The sequence below is a fragment of the Janthinobacterium sp. MP5059B genome (assembly GCF_001758645.1).
Taxonomy (GTDB): domain Bacteria; phylum Pseudomonadota; class Gammaproteobacteria; order Burkholderiales; family Burkholderiaceae_D; genus Janthinobacterium; species Janthinobacterium lividum.
The window spans coordinates 1060834-1077539 of record NZ_LRHX01000006.1; the positions used below are offsets into that span (position 1 = coordinate 1060834).

The following is a 16706-nucleotide window of genomic DNA, read 5'->3' on the forward strand; positions in this document are numbered from 1 at the left end:
TAGTTCAGCGCAACAGCTGCGGCGCCACCTTGTCGCGCAAGACCGTCCATTGGGCGTCGTGCACGGCCTGGTTGGGGTCGTGTCCGGCGCGTTTCACCAAGGTAAAATCCTTGGCCGGCGCCGTGATGCTGTTGAAGTAGGTGCGCGCGATGGCGGGCGAGGTCAGCAGATCCGCTTCGCCCATGATGAAAAACACGGGCAAGTCAAAGCGCGTGCCCAGCGCGGGCAGGTCGACCTTGGCGAACATGCCGTCCCCTTGCATGCCGATGAACTGGATGTACGAATAATCATCGGCTGCCTCGGCCGCTGCCAGGGCTCGCGGCGTGGCGTAGAACGGCGCCGGCTGCCACCAGTGTTTCGGCGGCGCATCCGTTGCCAATCCCTCATACTTGCGGTCGAAGCGGCGCAGAATGCCGAAGTTGTGCGGATCGCGCCAGGGCGGCGCACCGAGCGCTGTCAGCTTGTCCACCGTGGCGGTATCGCCGGCCGCTTGCGCCAGCGCAAGCACTTCCCGGTACATGCCGGTTTCGTTGGCCCGCGCATTGACCACCTGCGCCGTGCCGATATACGCGTGGAACAGGTCCGGCTGCGCCTTGGCCATGTGCACGCCCAGGATCGAGCCCCAGGAACTGCCCATCAAAATGACCTTCCGCTGGCCCAGATGCTGTTCGATATAGCGGGCCACGGCGATGCCGTCGTCGCGCATCTGTTCCACCGTCAAGCGCACATCTTCAGTGGGCTGCTGTTTTGCATACGTCATGCCTGCGCCGCGCTGGTCCCACTGCACCAGGGTGTAGTGGCGTTCCCAGCCGGCATAGATGGCATCGGCGTAGGGACTCAGCGCATTGCCGGGGCCGCCGTGGATGAACAGGATCACGGGATTGCCGCAGGCGGCGCCCGTGATCGTGATCCATTGCTCGATGCCATTGATGGGCACATAGCCTTGCTCGCGGACGGACTGTGCGGGCGAGGCGCAGATGGACGGCGAGGCGGGCGGCGCCGCTTGCGCCACGCCGTAACAAGATAACAGCAGCAATGCCAGGCCTGTGATGCGCATATCGTCCTCTTATATAGTTGGGGGGAACTGCAGTGTGCAATCCTGCGCCTGCTTGCCGGCGATAAAGCGGGTACTGGCCTGTGCAAAGCAGGCGGGCGCCGTCCAGAGCAGGAAATGCGGGGCGTTCTGCACGGTGGACAGGGCCACCTTGCCGGCCTTGCTCTGCGTCAAAGCCTGTACCTGCGCCTGCGCGCCCGCGTACGGCGTTTTCGGGTCCAGGGTTCCCTGCAGCACCAGAGTTGGCGGCACTTTCGCCGGCAAGGTGCCGAAAAAGGCATCGCGCGGGTAGGTGGGCAAGCCGCCGCCCAGCAGGATGCGGGGCAGGGGACTGGTAAACAGCAAGTCCGCCTCGTCGCGGTCGATGTCGGTGGCGGCCCAGCCGGGGCGCAACGAAGGCTGCAGATTGTTTTCCGAATTACTGATGATACTGACCAGAGGAATCGACAGCGGCGACTGGGAATAGCTGCCCAGGCTGGCCGCCGCCTGCGTCAACGTGGCGCGCGCGGACGCCAGTTCCGTTTCCTTGCCCTGGTCCAGCTCGCGCAGCAGATACGGGATGCGGGCGCGGGCGGCCGGCACGTCGAGCATGCCGCCCAGGAAATTTTTCAGGTTCTTGCCGGGAATCTTCGCCAGCAGGGCGGGATCCGCTTGCGTCTTGTCCAGCACGCGGCGGTACAGGGTTGCGGCCGGCTCGGCAATCGCCGCATGGCAGGCCGGGTCCGCGTCGCAGCGGGCCAGCACCTGCATGCCGACCGTGTTGACCACATGCGAACGCTGGCTCAGGTCCCAGCGCGCATCCGTTTGCGGCGGCACCAGCGAGTCGAGGATGACGCCCTTGACGGGCAATGGTCCCAGCTGCAAGGCGCGCAAGACCAGTTGCGTGCCGTACGACACACTGTATACATACACGGGCGGCTGTTTGCCCTTGGCCTTGCGTTCGCCTTCGATCAGGGCTTGCAAGTCGCGTGCCGCCATTGTGATGGAAAACTGGCCCGCGTATTCCGGCATCAAGTTGATGCCGGTAAAGCAGCTGCCCCACTCGGCACCAGCCAGCGCGCGGCCGCCGGGACTCTGTTCCGACTCTTCCACCTTGCACAGGCGGGAAGAATTGCCCGTGCCGCGGTGGTCGGGGATGAGGAATTCAAAGCCGGGAAAGCTGCGGCGCAAGGTGGGCAGCAAGTTGTAGAACGAAGCGCCCGATTCGCCGGGGCCGCCCGCCACCAGCCACAGGGTGCCCTTGGCGGGCTTGCCGACAGGCACATCGGCCGAAAACTTGCGCACGAAAACGTGCATGGCATCCGGATCACCGATGCCGCGGCCCTGAGCGTCGTAGCTGCCAGGCACGTTCAAGCCCGAACACAGGCTGCCGGGGGCGGCCGTATCGGAACAGGGCGTGAAGAACATCGGTTCAGCATGCAGCGAGGTGCCAACCAGCAGAGTGGCCAGCAGGGTCAGGCGGGGAAGAAAGGTCATCGGCTACTTTGGCAGAGATGGAGATCAGCCGCCAAAGTAGCGTTTTTTACAGCAATTGTCCAGATGGAAAGTTTTCCACGTGGATTTATTTGGCTTTACTGCCGCGCAGCAGCCTGAGGCCGTTCGCCACCACCAGCAGGCTGGCGCCCACGTCCGCGAACACGGCCATCCACAGGGTCGCCATGCCGGCCAGGGCCAGGCCAAAGAAGACGGCCTTGATGCCGATGGCAAAGCTGATGTTTTGCACGAGGATGCTGCGCGTGCGCTGGCTCAAGCTGATGAATTCGGGCAATTTCCCCAGTTCATCATCCATCAAGGCCACGTCCGCCGTTTCGATGGCCGTATCGCTACCGGCCGCGCCCATGGCGAAGCCGATGTCGGCCTGCGCCAGGGCTGGGGCGTCGTTGACGCCGTCGCCCAGCATGGCGACCACGCCGAACTGCTGCTGCAATGCCTTGATTTCATCGAGCTTGTTTTCCGGCAGCAATTCCGCCTTGACCAGGCTGACGCCCACTTCGGCACCGATGCGCTGCGCCGTCAGCAGATTGTCGCCCGTCAGCATCACGGTGCTGACGCCCAGCGCATTCAATCTGGCGATGGCGGACGCCGCCGTGGGGCGCAGCACGTCGGCCACGGCGATCACGCCCAGCGCGCCGTCCGGTGTGGCCAGCACCATGGCCGTGTAGGCTTGCTGTTCCAGCCGCGCCAGGACGGCTTGCAGTGCCGGCGTCAGGACATTCAATTCCGTCATTAGGCGCGCATTGCCCAGATAATAGGTCTGGCCGGCGATCGTGCCTTGCACGCCACGTCCATGCAGGGCGGCAAACTGGGTCACGGGCAAATGGCTGCCGGCGGGCGGGCCCGCCTTGACGATGGCGGCGGCCAGCGGGTGGGCCGAATTGGCGTCCAGGCTGGCGGCCAGTAGCAAGATGGCGTCGCGGTTGTTGCCTTCCAATGCCACCACGTCCGTGACGGCCGGTTTGCCCATGGTCAAGGTGCCCGTCTTGTCGACGGCGATGGCCTTGATGCGGTAGCCCGTTTCCAGGAATTGCCCGCCTTTCACCAGAATGCCGCGCCGCGCGGCCGCCGTCAGGCCGCTGACGACGGTGACGGGCGTGGAAATGACGAGCGCGCACGGGCAGGCGATCACCAGCATCACCAGCGCTTTATATACCCAGGCCATGAAGGGCGCGCCAAAAAGCAAAGGCGGCAGCACGGCGACCAGGATGGCGAACACGACCACGGCCGGCGTGTAGTAGCGGGCGAAATTGTCGACAAAGCGCTGCGTGGGCGCCTGTTTTCCTTGCGTTTCCTCGATCACCTTGACGATTTTCGCCAGGGTGCTGTTGCCGCTGTTGGCAGTGACGGTAACGTCGAGCAAGCCCCGTTCATTGATGGTGCCCGCATACACGACGTCGCCCACGGCCTTGTCCACCGGCATGCTTTCACCGGTGATCGGCGCCTGGTTGACGGACGACTCGCCACTGGCCACCACGCCGTCGAGGGCGATGCGTTCGCCCGGCTTCACGCGCATCAGCGTGCCGATGGCCACCGTGGCGACAGCAACTGGCTGCCAGGCGCCGCTGGCGTCGGCAACGGTCGCCGTGTCTGGCGCCAGTTGCATCAGGCTGTGCACGGCGTTGCGCGCGCGGTTCAGGGACAAACCTTCGATCAGCTCGGCGATGGCGAACAGGAAGATGACCATGGCCGCTTCCGGCCACTGGCCGATGGCGATGGCGCCAAAGACCGCCAGGCTCATCAGGAAATTGATGTTCAGGGTGAATGTTTTCAGGGCAATCCAGCCCTTTTTCAGGGTCGGCCAGCCGCCCGTGGCGATCGACAGCAGGGCCAGGGCGATGACGAGGGGCGAACTGTCTTCATGCGTGGTCCACGCCAGCGCTTCGGCGCCGGCAGCGGCCAGGCCGGAGACGACCAGCAAGCCTTTTTGCAAGCTGCTGAGGTTGCCTTCATTCGGATCGCGCCTGACTACCGCGTCCGCCTTCATGGGAATCGCCTGCATGCCGATGCCGTGCAGCGCCGCTTCCACCGTGGCCAGCGAGGGCAGGGTGTGGTGCACGTCGAGCACGCGGTTCATCAGGTTGAAATCGAGGCCCACGACGCCCGTCATATTGCCCAGCTTGTTGCGGATTAATCGCTCTTCCGTGGGGCAATCCATGTTGGCAATGCGGTATTTGGCCGTGTTGGCGCCGGCGATGGGCGTGCTGGGCAGGACTGGGCCGGTTGGGGCGGCAGGCGTGGACGAGCACGCATGCTGGCTGGAACAGCAGCTGGCCGCCTTGGGCGCATGCTCGTGCTTGTGGTCATGCTTATGCTCGTGGTCAGGTGCGTGGTTATGGCTATCGTGCGGCATCGCATCATCCTTCCGGTTTCGTGTATGCTTCCATTAGAAACCCTGTAGCCGCTACAGGGTCAAGCGGAATTTGCATGAAAGAATGAAAAGGGGATGCCATGCGTATCGGAGAACTGGCCAAACGGACAGATTGTGACGTGGAAACCGTGCGTTACTATGAAAAGGCGGGCTTGCTGCAGGAACCGGGCCGCAACAGCGCCGGCTACCGCGAGTACCGGGAAGAACACCAGGAGCGGCTGCAATTCATCCGCCATTGCCGCTCCCTGCAGATCGGCTTGACGGATATCCGTGCCTTGCTGGAATTTAAGAACAATCCAGCCGAAGGTTGCCAGAGCGTCAATGAATTGCTCGACCACCATATTCTGCGCATTGCCGAACAGATGGCGAACTTGCAAACCCTGCAGCAGCAACTGGTGACCCTGCGCCATCAGTGCGACCAGCCGCAGCCGTCGCAAGACTGCGCAATTTTGCAAAACCTGTCCGAGGCGGCCAGCGGCCACGACTGCGCCTGCCATACCGAACTTCATTGAACCGATTGCTTCATGTTGAAACTGTTGCCTAAAAAAACTTTATTGACTTTATCCCTGCTGTCGCCGCTGAGCCAAGCCGCCGATGCACCTGCCGCAGCCGGCCACTACCTGACTTTGTACGCCGTGCCCGGCGTGCCGCAAAACGATGATCCGTATACCTGGAGCACGGTTGGCGGCAAGCAGCTGACGAAAGGCGTGACCAAGGCGGACGGCCGTGCCTATGTCAAGGGGGAGGAGGGGGAAGACACGTATATTCTGAAAACTGTCAGCATGCGCTGGCAACTGAAGGTTCCCGCCGAATGCTGGCAGGGCGCCCCTGACGCCTTCCAGCAATGCATGCAACTGGCCAAAACCACGAGCCGCTATGATGAAGAGCAGGATGCGCTCAAGCTGGCGGAGCAGCAGAAGGAAGCCAGGATGCAGGCCGGGATCGCCGCCTACGCGGTGGCGGCCAGGGCCAACGACGATGCGCTGGCCTGGCTGGGGCGTTTGCCTTCGGGCTGGACCCTGGAAGGCTATGGCAAACGCCTGCTGGGCATCGGCGACAACATCGCCAGGCATATCGCCGACGAAGTCCCGCAGGATGGGCCGGATGCGCGCCAGTTCGTCTGCCGCGCGCCCGCCTACTATGGCCCCGTGCCGGACCAGGCCGCCGTCGAGGCCTGGATGGCCGCGCCGGCCGACGTGCGCAAGGTGCGGGCCGGCCCGGCCTGGGATGCGCTGGCGGAGGCAGGCGGGAAAGGCAACTGGATGGCCCGCCTGGAACTGTATTACACCTTGTCCAGCGTCAATGTCAGCGAATTGAGCCTGCTGGAACAGTACCGCATCGTGCAATTGATGGAATGGCTGCACAAGAAGAAGGTCGGCGGCCTGTACAGCTATTTCAGCGCCGCCATCCCGGCTGCGCCAGGTGGCAACTACCATGCCGCCTGGCGCAGGCAAGATCAGGTCTTCCTGTATTCCGCCCTGCTGGGTGATTACCATCAACAATACCGCATGGGCAATGTCTTGCAGCGGGACACGGACCCCGCGCTCGTCGAGGCAGGCAAGGCCATGCAGGCCTGCGCCCAGGCCGCCATGCCGCACCGCCGCTAACGCGTCAGCAGCGCCCGCGCCCCGTCGCCCAGGCGGAAGGCGTCGACCACGCGCAATAAATCGTGCGCCTGGTCCTGCATGCTTTGCGCGGCGGCGGCCGATTGCTCGACGAGGGCGGCATTACGCTGGGTCAATTCGTCCATTTCCGTGATGGCATTGTTGACTTCCTCGATGCCCTTGCTTTGGCGCTGGCTGGCCGCCGTGATGTCGTTCATGATTTCCGTCACTTGCTGGACGGAGGCGACAATATCTCCCATGGTGCGCCCGGCGCTGTCGGCCAGTTCGCTGCCCGTTTCTATCCTGGCAACAGAATCCTCGATCAGCTGCTTGATTTCACGCGCCGCCGTGGCCGAACGCTGCGCCAGGCCCCGCACTTCGGTGGCGACGACGGCAAAGCCGCGCCCCTGTTCGCCTGCGCGAGCCGCTTCCACGGCCGCGTTCAAGGCGAGGATATTCGTCTGGAACGCGATGCCGTCGATGACGGCGATGATATCGACAATGCGCCCGGAACTGGCCTTGATCGAGCCCATCGTTTCGACCACCTGGCCCACGACGCGGCCGCCTTCCAGCGCCACGTTCGAGGTCGACAGCACCATCTGGTTGGCCTGGTGCGCGTGACTGGCATTCTCGCGCACGGTATCGGTCAAGGCATGCATGGACGTTGCCGTTTCCTGCAAGGAATGGGCTTGCGACTCGGTGCGGGCCGACAAGTCGGCATTGCCGAGCGCGATTTCACTCGCTTCCACCGTGATGGTGGAGCCCGCCTGGCGGATGTCGCCCAATAATGTGTTCCAGTTTTTCAGCACGGTGGCCAGGGCGCGTGACAACTTGCCCACCTCGTCGTCACCCTGCGCCTCGATGCGCGTGGTCAGGTCGCCGGCGGCCAGCGATTCGGCGGCGCGGCAAGCATCATCGATGGGCCTCACCACGGAGCGCGCCACCCACGTGGCGATCAGGGCCAGCAGGGCAAAGCCGATGACCATGGTACCCAGCGACAGCCAGCCGGCCCGCTGGCCCGCATTCTTGGTATCCTGCAACGCATCGACTGTGCGGTGATCGAGGTTGAGCAGCACCTGGCGCAACTGCCCGCGCACTTGCTGGTAGTGCCCGGCGGCATTTTGCATCGCGGCCACGCCCGTATTCGGGTCCATGGATGCCAGGTCCAGCGCCTGCGCCACGCTGGCACGGTAGCGCTCGATGCCCGGCAGCGCCTGGTCCGCTTCCGTGGCGGCGCCCGAGAATTTCTGCAGTTCTTCAGCTTCCTTTCAAAGCCTTGCGCAAAATGGCGTTCAGCTGGCCATCCGTTTGCGCGCCGAATTGCTTGAACTGTTCGTCCGACAGGCTGGCCGCGATGGCAATCTTCGCGTACACGTCGGCGTGCACCTGGCCCAGGGCAATGGCTTGCTGGTTCGCAAGCCGTTCGGCCGTCAGGGTGACGTCTTTCAACTCGCGCATGCGCTGCTCGTTCTGCTGCATGGCGAAGTAGGACAAGGCCCCCATGGCCAGCAGGCAAGCCAGCGCGACCACAGGGACGATCAACATCTTCTGTGCGATTTTCATCGGAAGCCCTATCGTCAAGAGAGCGGAAAACCATCCCGGCGCTGGCGGCGCGGCGGCCGGCTACAGGTAGATGCCGCCGCAGACGACGGTCTCGGCCAGTTTTTCGCAATACATCACTTTCGGCTCGATTTTCTTGGTTTCCGGATTCGTGAATTTGTATTCCTGCCAGAACGTGCCCTTGCTCTTGGCTAAGTCGACTCGTTCCTTGACGAAAGCCTTGCCATCAATATCCTTCAATTCGATCAGGTTCTTGCCCACCATTTTCGGGTTGGCGCCATGCGCGACGACCGTGCCGTCGAGTTTATAGACGACCAGGTACAGGTCGTGCAGGATGAATTGCGGCGACTTGGCCGTGATTTCGCCATACGCCTTGGCGTCGCCAGCGCTCTTGATGTAGGCCACGCCTTTCTTGACCATGGCTTCGGCATCGGGGCGCGTGGCGCCGCCTTCCGCAGCGCTGGCGATACCAGGCAAGGTAGCGGCGGCAAGCATGAGCGGCAGGCAAATGGCAGGGGCGAACTTGGGCATGAAAATCTCCTTCACATTGCGGCAGAGGGACGCCGGCGGGGAACCGGTGCGGTAGGGAAAGTGCTGATGGTTCATGGTAGCGCGATGCCAGCGGGCATGCGCTGGTGCAACAGTTTTTTTTTGCGTGGGGCGTTTTTGCAACGCTGCGTGCAGCTTGCAAAAACGCTGTTTTCAGAGGAGAAACGGTGCTGAAGGCTATCGATACGCTAGTGTGGCATCCGCGCCGCGCGCTACCAGTCGGCCGGGTCTTCCGCCGCCGCGCGCGCCAGGTCGTCGCGCCAGTCCTGCTGCGCCAGTCGGTAGATATCGGCAAAGAAGGCGCGCGGGTCGTCCATCTCGTCCCACAGGGCCGGCAGCGCATGCGTGCTTTCGGGGTCATGTTCGAGGATGGCCTGGAAATCGTAAGCAGGGTCTTGCAAGGCCTGCGCCAGCACGGCCACCAGCGCGTGGCGGTGGCGGTAGCCGAGTTCCTTGTATTGCGACGTGATGTCGCGCCGTATCAGCGCCGCGCGCTGGGCGGGATCGTTCATGTCCCAGGTGTCCAGCTCCACGCCCAGGGTTTCTTCGCGGTCATACACGTCAAAGGGACCGAGGAAATGGTGCAAGGTGGGAAGGTAGGGGGCGTCGCTCCAGGGGCCGCGCAATCCTTTTTGCTGTTGCATGATGGCTCGCCCTTTTACGCGCACTCGGGCAAGGTCCAGCCTTCATACCCGAGGTCGGTCGGGTAGATGGCGCGGTTCTGGCCCCAGCGGGCATGGTCGAGGATGCCGTCTTCATGCATGTCCAGCACCCATTCCGTGCTTTCCAGCAGGGTGCCATCCTTGTGATACACGCGGAAGAAGGTGGATGTGCTGAGGGCGCGCACGATGTTCTGCGGCACGCCGTTGCCGTAGTGCGGCACATAGGTCTTGATCACGCACGTGCCCTGATCGTTCCACTGCTGTGCATAGACGGTGGCATTGCGCGCCGCGCTCACCTTGATGAATAGCCAGCCTGCCAACACAATGATGAGCAGGAAGGCGGCGGCGATCAGGCCGGTTTTCTTGAGTAGCTGCATGAGGTCATGGCATGGCCAAAAACGAAGTTGCCGCATTGTATGTCAAGAGCGGAAATACTTGCTGTACAGCACGTACTGCAAGTATTTCCCCGCGTATGGCTGTCTATTTCGCCAACGTCGCCTGCAGGGCGTTCGCCATTTCCAGGTGATGTTGCAGCGCTGGCAAGGTTTTGACGGCAAAGGCCTTGATGTCGGGATCGCTGGCTTTCTGGCTGGCGTCCGTAAACAGTTTCACGGCTTCCTTGTGCGCCGCCACGCCGATGCTGGCCGCATATTCCTTGTCGAAAAGCTGGCCTTCCAGGCGGCTCAGCCTGTCGATCTGCGCCTTGTGTTTGGCACCGGGCTGGTCGCTGACCTCGATTTGCTTGCTGCTGGCCAGCTGTTTCAGCTCCTCAGCCACCTTCGTGTGGTCGGTGACCATGGCGTCGGCGAATTTCTTCACTTCCCCATTGCTGCTCTTGCTTTGCGCCACTTTGCTGGCAGCAATTTCCGTGCTGCCAGCATCGGCGGCCTTGCTGAGGAATTGCTTGTCGTACGCGCCCGGCGCGGCAGCGGCGATGCTGTTGATGGCGATGCCGCTCAGGAGCGCCACGGCGGTGCCGATGGCCACGCTTTTCAGGGAGGGAGTACGCGAACTGGTGGTAGAGATAGGCATGGGAAATCCTTTCATATCATGAGTGCATGCGTGGTTTTTTCTATAAGCTGATGACAATGTTAAGCCCGCAGCCTGCGCACACCCATAGGACAGTCACGACCATGCCCGTAGGACTAGTCCTGTTCGTTAGCGCACAATTCGACTTGTTTGAGAGCAAACAAAGCGGCAATGCCCGCATCGCGGCGCCAGGCGGGCATGCCGATATCGAGCCATTCTGCCATCGCGTCCAGGTGCGAGGGTTCCGAGACGCTGTGTTCGAGTTCGTCAAGCACCGTGTCGCGGTCGATATACAGGCTGTCCAGCCAGGCGTCGAAGGATGGCGCCAGCTCCATCAGGCCGTGGGCCCGCTTGCCCGTCCAGTCTGGTAATTCCTGCACATAGGCCAGCACCCGGCCGCCGCCTTCCTCCGTCAGGTCCAGGTAGACCATGGAATTGCCGCCATCGCGGGCAAATGGCAGGATGCGCACCGGCATGTCCGTATTCTCGCGCTCGGAGCGGATTTCGCCCACCAGAGTTTCATCGCAGAAATCGCCTTCGTCGGCGCTGAAGAAGGTATTGAAGCCCATTTTTTCCACGCCGCCATTGCCGTCCGGCACATCGCAGGTGTAATCAAAATAAGCGCCATTGGCCACTTGCAAGAATGCGAGGAAGGCCGGCGGCAAGGGCGCTTCCAGCAAGGCTTCGATGGCGGCGATCTGCTGCGCCGTGGGGGCGGGCTTGGCGCCTTGCAGTGCCAGGTGGCGGTATTGCATGTAGTAGTTGCTCATTGATTATCCTTGTTATGTACTGGTGCCGCATCGTCGCAGCCCGTCTCCACCTTGGCCAGCGCATCGGCGAGGCCGGCGCGCAGCACGGCCATCGAGCGGGCCTTGTCATCGATCTGGGCAATTTTCGTTTCCAGCATCGCTCGTTTGGTGGCCGCATCGAGCGCGTTTTCCTGCCATACAGCAATGACTTCGGCGATTTCCTTCAAGGTAAAGCCCAGCGCCTTGGCGTGGCCGATCAGCTCGATGCGCCGCAGCGCCTGCGCCGAATATTCCTTGTAATTATTCGTCAAGCCCGGCTGCGGCGCTTCGTCCAGCAGACCCTGGCGCTCGTAAAAGCGCACCGTGTCCTTGCTCACGCCCGTCAGCCGGGTGATTTCTCCGATGCGCATATCTATTTGACTTTCTACTCATTTGCGTCCCACGCTTGACCGTGGACTAAGGTCGACAGTTTACAGTGAATTTCCCTTCACTACGATTCAATTGCCATGACCGCATTCAATTTCACCAAGCAGACCGTGCTGATCACGGGTGCCTCGTCCGGCATCGGCCGCGTCTTCGCGGAAACCCTGGCCGCGCGCGGCGCCCATTTGCTGCTGCTGGCCCGTTCCGGCGCCGTGCTCGACAGCCTGGCCAAGGAACTTTCCCAGCGCCACGGCATCCGCGCGCATGCGCTGGTGGCCGACCTGGGCCTGCCCGGCGCCGCAGCACAAGCCTACGCGCAAGCCTGCGCGCTGGGCATGGCGCCCGATGTACTGATCAATAATGCGGGTTTCGCCACGCACGGCCGCTTCGAAAGCATCGATCTCGCGCGCCAGGGGCTTGAGGTGGCCGTCAATTGCACGGCCCTCATGGAACTGACGCACTGCGCCTTGCCGCACATGCTGGCCCAAGGGCGAGGCGCCATCATCAATGTGGCGTCCACGGCGGCCCTGCAGCCCGATCCCTACATGGCCGTGTATGGCGCCAGCAAGGCTTTCGTGCTGTCGTTTTCGGAAGCCCTGTGGGCGGAAAATCGCAGCCGCGGCGTGCGCGTGCTGGCCCTGTGCCCGGGCGCCACGGAAACGGCCTTTTTTTTTCGACGTGGTGGCGGCACCCGAAGCGGCCGTGGGCAAGCGCATGGATCCGCAAGCCGTCATTGATGAAGCGGTGCGCGCGCTGGACCGGGGCCGCAGCAGCCATGTGGCAGGCAGGCCGAACCGGCTGCTGGCCTGGCTGCCGCGCTTGCTGCCGCGCCAGACCGTGCTGGGGATCGTGGAAGGCATGCTCAAGCCGAAGGCGGCGTAGGCTTCAGAAGGCCATGGTGGCGGACATGGCTGGCGCGGTCAGCATGGCTTGCCGCTGCGCATGGTGCCTATTTGATGGCGTCATTGACAAAAACGTCGTCGAGGTTGCGCGGTTCGCGCGCGACCTTGCCCGTGCGCTCGAAGCGGAAACGCGCAGACATCGCATACGCAGCCTTGCGCACGCGCATGATGGAACCGAGCGGCCGGTGCGCCAGCAGGCCATGCCAGGGGCTGAAGGCCATGCCGTCATCGACGGCACGCGACAGGGCTTCGCTCCAGCCCGCCTGCGGCTGGGCCGTGATGCGCGCCACGGGCAGATACGGGCTGTCTGCCTCGGACCAGGCGACGGAGGCGTCTTCCAGCGGCATGCTGGCAATGTCGCGGCACAGCTGGATACGCACTTCCCAGGTGGCCGCATGGCGGGCAAAGTAGGCCACGACGGCGTCGCGCAAGCCATTCGGCTTGCCGTCCAGCTCGACAGGCGCACCTTTCAGGGCTGACAGTTCCGGCAACACGGGCACCAGCGCCACCTTGGCCATGTAGACGCCATATAAAATGGGCGCCTGGCTATAGTAGGTTTCGCCCAGCACATGGGTTTCCGGATGGCCACCCAGGCTTTTCAGCGTAGCGCTTTCGCCGCCCACGGCTTCGAGCGCCTTTTCCGCTCCCTGCAGTACGGTCGACAGCGCCTGTTTCAGGCGCGGGACTTTATCCGTGGTGCTGGCCAGCAGCTTCAGGCTGCCGAGGAACTTTTTTGCGCTGGGTGCGAGGAAGGCGGGACCGTTGACGAGCACGAAATCCTGCGTGCTGGCGGGCTCCCTGCCATCGTCCGGTTCCAGGCTGGACAGCTGCGTGCCCGGTACGCCGATCAGTTTGATGGCCATGCCACGCGGCACGGACACCTTGTCGTCAAGCATGTCACCAGGGATGGTGGAGATGCGCATGACCACATCGTAGCTGGCCGGCGTGGCGAACAGGCCTTGCGCCAGCTCGGGCGCAAGGCCATCGAGTACCTGCAGGCGGGCGCGCAGCAAACCGTGGCTTTTCGCATGCACGCTGCGCGTGGCATGGCCCGAGTCGGCATAGGTAGTGGCGGAAATGCCGTGCAGGGTCTGCAGCAGCTGCGCGCACGTCTCCTGCTCGCCGTCCTCTTCAAACTCGTAGCGCGGCTCGTAGGGCAGGGGCGGGCGTGGAATGGCGAACATGGCTTTTCCTTGTGATGGGTGAGTGTGCCCCCATCATTGCCGCCAACGCCACATTCTTCTGTTTGCTGGCATACACTGGCCCCTAAATACCTGCCGATGCCGCCTTTTGCGCCACGAAAGCGGCCGTCCGGTACGGCACGCTGATGCTGTCCCGCCCGCGCAAGGCCGGCTCCGAGGCGATCATCTGGCGAATCTCGTCGTCGATGCGCTGGCGTTCCTGCGGCGGCAAGGCGGCAATAAAACTGGTGGAGCGCACGCGGTTGAACAGCACGTCTTCGGCCGTGCCCGTATGCTCCTGGGAAAATTGTGTTTCCTGCAAGTGCGTCAAACCCGCGTGGGGGAAGACGTGGCGCCAGGCGCCCGTGTAGTAGCGGGGCGTGTCGCCCTCGACACGGTTGACGATGGCGTCCAGGCTGGCCACCCAGGGCACGCTGGCGTCGCGCAGATTCCACACCAGGCCCAGCCTGCCGCCCGGTTTGAGCACGCGCAATATCTCGTCGAGCGCTGCCGGGGTGGCGAACCAGTGGAAGGCTTGCGCGCAAACCACGGCATCGACCGAGGCGTCGGGCAGGGGAATGGCCGTTGCCGTGCCTGGCAGGGCCTGGACTTGCGGCAAGGTTGCGGACAATGTCGCCAGCATGGCCGGCACGGGTTCCACGGCGATGACCGTGGCGCCCGTGTCCAGCAGGCGCGGCGTGAACTTGCCCGTGCCGGCGCCCAGGTCCAGCACGGTTGTGCCCGGCCCCAGGCCCAGGCTATCCTTCAGCCAGGCCGACACTTCCGGCGGATAATCGGGCCGGCCCTTGACGTAGCTGGCGGCTGCCGTGGCGTAACCGTCGGCTGCCGCGTGGTGAATGTTGCTGCTCATGCAAGACTCCTCGGATGGTCGTGGCATGAGCGTAGCAGATTCCGCAGTGGATGGCGCCTCAGTAGCGCGCATCCATGGGCTTGCCACCCTTCGGCCAATCCTTGACCTTGTCGGGGAAGTCCGGGCGCGGCATATGCGTAAAATACTCGGCCACGTCGACGGCATCCTGGTCGGACAGGTTGCCCTGGCCCAGCGGGAATTTCTGGCCGTGGCCCATCACCATATTGGCCTTGACGAAGCCGGCCGCCGTGTAGGTGCGGGCCATGCCGGCGCCGATATTGAAGGAACGGTCGCCCCACAGCGGCGGGAAGGCTACCACGCCATTGGCGCCCTTGATGCCCTCGCCATTCGCGCCATGGCAGACGGCGCATTGCTCGGCATATACTTTTTTGCCATGCACGGGATCGGGCAGCAGATTGCGGTCGATCTTCGCCACGCCGCGTCCCGCCACCTTGTCATTCGCCTGCGTGGCGCCCTTCATCCAGTCGATATAGGCGACCATCGCCTGCAGATCGGGGCCGTCCACGGGCAGCGGCTTGCCGTGCATGGAGCGGCGGAAGCAGCCATTGATGCGCTCGCCCAGGCTGATGATCTTGCCGGCGCGCGGCGCTTCTGACGGGAAGAAGGCGGAAATGCCGAGGAAGGGCGAACCGTTGGCCACCGTGCCGCCATTCAGGTGGCAGCTGCTGCAATTGAGGTCGTTGCCCACGTTTTGCGGCAGGCGCGCGCGCGTTTCCGTCATCAGCTGCATGCCATGGATCAGCTGGTTGGCATTCGGATCGGCCGTCAGGGCGGCGAAGCGGGGCGTGACGAAGCCGCCCGCGTCCGGCGCCTTGAGCTTGAGTTCCTTGCGCACTTTGGCGATCTGCGCAGGCGTGACGGGGGCGCCTTGATTGCCCCACTTGCCGCGCACAAAGGTGAGGATTTCCGCCAGTTCCGTGTCCGACAGGCGGTCATACGCAGGCATGCCGAAGGAGCGGGGCGAATGCTGCGTGACGGCCGATTGCCAGCCCGTCAGCGCGATATGGATGACGGAGGTGGCATCCTTCGACTGCACCGAGTCGTTCTGCGCCAGCGGCGGGAAGATGTTTTCCACGCCGCGGCCGTCGCGGCGGTGGCAGGTGGCGCAAAACTGCAGGTAGCCGAGGCCGCCGCGCGTGTTGTACAGGGCGTCATTGCTGGCCGCCACGAGGGGCGCCGTTTTCTTCGGCGGCGCGGCCGCCCCATTCTTGGCCGGCAAACTGTGCAGGTAATGCGCCAGCGCATCGAGGTCGCCATCCGTGAAGTACTGCGTGCTGTGCGTGATGACTTCCGTCATGCTGCCGGCCGCCGTGCCGAAGCTGTTGCGGCCCGTCTTGAGCAATTGCACGATGTCGCCCGGCGTCCACAGGCTGCGCAGGTTCACCGCATGCCAGCCGTCGAAGGTGAAGCCGGACAGGTAGTGCTTGCCGCTGCTGCCATCCTGGTCCATGGTCTTTTCCTGGAAGGCCACGCCGCGCGGCGTGTGGCAGGAGCCGCAATGGCCGAGCCCCTGGGCCAGATAGCTGCCCCGGTTCCACATGGCCGACTTGGCGCTGTCGGGCTTGAACGGCGCGTCGTCGAGGAAGACGGCGTTCCACAAGGACAGGCCCCAGCGCATGCTGAACGGCCATTTCATGTCCGTTTCGCGGTTTTGCTGCGCCACGGGCGCCACGCCGCGCTGCAAATAGGCGTACAGCGCTTGCATGTCGTCGGGCGTGATCTTCGCGTAGGAAGGGTAGGGCATGGCCGGATACAGGTTGTGCCCATCGGCCGCCACGCCCTTGCGCATGGCGCGGTCGAATTGCGCAAAGGTATATTTGCCCAGGCCCGTCTTGGCGTCCGGCGTGATATTCGTGCTGTAGATGGTGCCGAACGGCGTTTTGAGCTCCAGGCCGCCGGCCATGGCGGCGCCGTTCGGGCTGGTGTGGCAGGCCACGCAGTCGCCCAGGCGGGCGACATATTCGCCGCGCTTGATCAGCTCGGCCGAGGCGGCGGGCCTGGACGGCGCCGCGGCGGGCGCGGCCCAGGCACTGGCGCAGAAGGCCAGCATGCCCAGGAGCAGCAGCCAGGTAGTGATCGGAAAGAAGACGGCGGGAGGGCGGCGCGAGCCGCGATGCAGGATGGAAATGGCGTTCATGGTGACCCTTTATTATTACGCGCAAGCTTACGCAGTCGTCACCACGGCGGAAATTGGGAGTTTCTTTCGATCGACTAGGTAATTTTGCCTAGTGCATCA

General features: G+C 63.5%; 18 protein-coding genes. 4 read left to right on the forward strand and 14 right to left on the reverse strand.

Going from position 1 to position 16706, the window contains the following annotated elements:
* Positions 1-4: 4 nt before the first annotated feature.
* The 3 genes from JAB1_RS09310 to JAB1_RS09320 form a co-directional block, all read right to left on the reverse strand.
* Entirely contained in the window at positions 5-1057 is a 1053-nt protein-coding gene (locus tag JAB1_RS09310) for an alpha/beta hydrolase (protein ID WP_083299642.1), read from the reverse strand.
* 9 nt (positions 1058-1066) lie between these two features.
* The gene (locus JAB1_RS09315; protein WP_083299643.1) at positions 1067-2530 is read right to left on the reverse strand and encodes an alpha/beta fold hydrolase; all 1464 of its coding nucleotides are present in this window, start codon (positions 2528-2530) and stop codon (positions 1067-1069) included.
* 85 nt (positions 2531-2615) lie between these two features.
* Complete coding sequence (locus tag JAB1_RS09320; protein ID WP_070279581.1) at positions 2616-4901, reverse strand: heavy metal translocating P-type ATPase; 2286 nt, start codon at positions 4899-4901, stop codon at positions 2616-2618.
* Between the two features lie 98 nt (positions 4902-4999).
* On the opposite strand from JAB1_RS09320, the gene cadR reads away from it, so the two are divergent.
* The gene (gene cadR / locus JAB1_RS09325; RefSeq protein ID WP_034787498.1) at positions 5000-5431 is read left to right on the forward strand and encodes a Cd(II)/Pb(II)-responsive transcriptional regulator; all 432 of its coding nucleotides are present in this window, start codon (positions 5000-5002) and stop codon (positions 5429-5431) included.
* 42 nt (positions 5432-5473) lie between these two features.
* Positions 5474-6526: a hypothetical protein gene (locus tag JAB1_RS09330; protein WP_139144501.1), complete on the forward strand. Its 1053-nt coding sequence runs from the start codon at positions 5474-5476 to the stop codon at positions 6524-6526.
* Here the strand turns inward: JAB1_RS09330 and JAB1_RS09335 are convergent.
* From JAB1_RS09335 to JAB1_RS09370, 8 genes are all read right to left on the reverse strand, one after another.
* Positions 6523-7677 carry a methyl-accepting chemotaxis protein gene (locus tag JAB1_RS09335; RefSeq protein WP_083299676.1) on the reverse strand — a complete coding sequence of 385 codons (1155 nt, stop codon included), beginning with the start codon at positions 7675-7677 and terminating at the stop codon, positions 6523-6525. The genes JAB1_RS09330 and JAB1_RS09335 overlap by 4 nt on opposite strands.
* A gap of 103 nt (positions 7678-7780) precedes the next feature.
* Complete coding sequence (locus tag JAB1_RS09340; protein WP_070279584.1) at positions 7781-8086, reverse strand: hypothetical protein; 306 nt, start codon at positions 8084-8086, stop codon at positions 7781-7783.
* Positions 8087-8146: 60 nt separating this feature from the next.
* Positions 8147-8614 (reverse strand): cache domain-containing protein, encoded by a 468-nt coding sequence (locus JAB1_RS09345; protein WP_080753727.1) that lies wholly within the window; start codon positions 8612-8614, stop codon positions 8147-8149.
* A 230-nt stretch (positions 8615-8844) separates the two neighbouring features.
* Positions 8845-9276, reverse strand: coding sequence for a hypothetical protein (locus JAB1_RS09350; RefSeq protein WP_070279585.1), 432 nt, complete (start codon positions 9274-9276; stop codon positions 8845-8847).
* 14 nt (positions 9277-9290) lie between these two features.
* On the reverse strand, positions 9291-9671 hold the full coding sequence (locus tag JAB1_RS09355; RefSeq protein WP_034787511.1) for a hypothetical protein: 381 nt from the start codon (positions 9669-9671) through the stop codon (positions 9291-9293).
* Positions 9672-9774: 103 nt separating this feature from the next.
* A complete protein-coding gene (locus JAB1_RS09360; RefSeq protein ID WP_070279881.1) occupies positions 9775-10326 on the reverse strand; it encodes a DUF4142 domain-containing protein in 552 nt (183 codons plus the stop codon).
* Between the two features lie 113 nt (positions 10327-10439).
* Entirely contained in the window at positions 10440-11093 is a 654-nt protein-coding gene (locus JAB1_RS09365; protein ID WP_070279586.1) for an SMI1/KNR4 family protein, read from the reverse strand.
* Entirely contained in the window at positions 11090-11482 is a 393-nt protein-coding gene (locus JAB1_RS09370) for a MerR family transcriptional regulator (protein WP_070279587.1), read from the reverse strand. The genes JAB1_RS09365 and JAB1_RS09370 overlap by 4 nt, the downstream gene beginning before the upstream one ends.
* Before the next feature lie 96 nt (positions 11483-11578).
* Here JAB1_RS09370 and JAB1_RS09375 point away from each other — a divergent pair, with 96 nt between their 5' ends.
* Positions 11579-12232 carry an SDR family oxidoreductase gene (locus JAB1_RS09375; protein WP_343215981.1) on the forward strand — a complete coding sequence of 218 codons (654 nt, stop codon included), beginning with the start codon at positions 11579-11581 and terminating at the stop codon, positions 12230-12232.
* Entirely contained in the window at positions 12210-12377 is a 168-nt protein-coding gene (locus tag JAB1_RS30635) for a hypothetical protein (RefSeq protein WP_343215982.1), read from the forward strand. The genes JAB1_RS09375 and JAB1_RS30635 overlap by 23 nt, the downstream gene beginning before the upstream one ends.
* A gap of 67 nt (positions 12378-12444) precedes the next feature.
* Here the strand turns inward: JAB1_RS30635 and JAB1_RS09380 are convergent, their stop codons facing one another.
* The 3 genes from JAB1_RS09380 to JAB1_RS09390 form a co-directional block, all read right to left on the reverse strand.
* A complete protein-coding gene (locus JAB1_RS09380) occupies positions 12445-13581 on the reverse strand; it encodes a catalase family protein (protein ID WP_070279588.1) in 1137 nt (378 codons plus the stop codon).
* Positions 13582-13663: 82 nt separating this feature from the next.
* A complete protein-coding gene (locus JAB1_RS09385) occupies positions 13664-14449 on the reverse strand; it encodes a class I SAM-dependent methyltransferase (RefSeq protein WP_070279589.1) in 786 nt (261 codons plus the stop codon).
* A 58-nt stretch (positions 14450-14507) separates the two neighbouring features.
* Positions 14508-16520: a c-type cytochrome gene (locus JAB1_RS09390; RefSeq protein WP_070279882.1), complete on the reverse strand. Its 2013-nt coding sequence runs from the start codon at positions 16518-16520 to the stop codon at positions 14508-14510.
* Positions 16521-16706 lie beyond the last annotated feature (186 nt).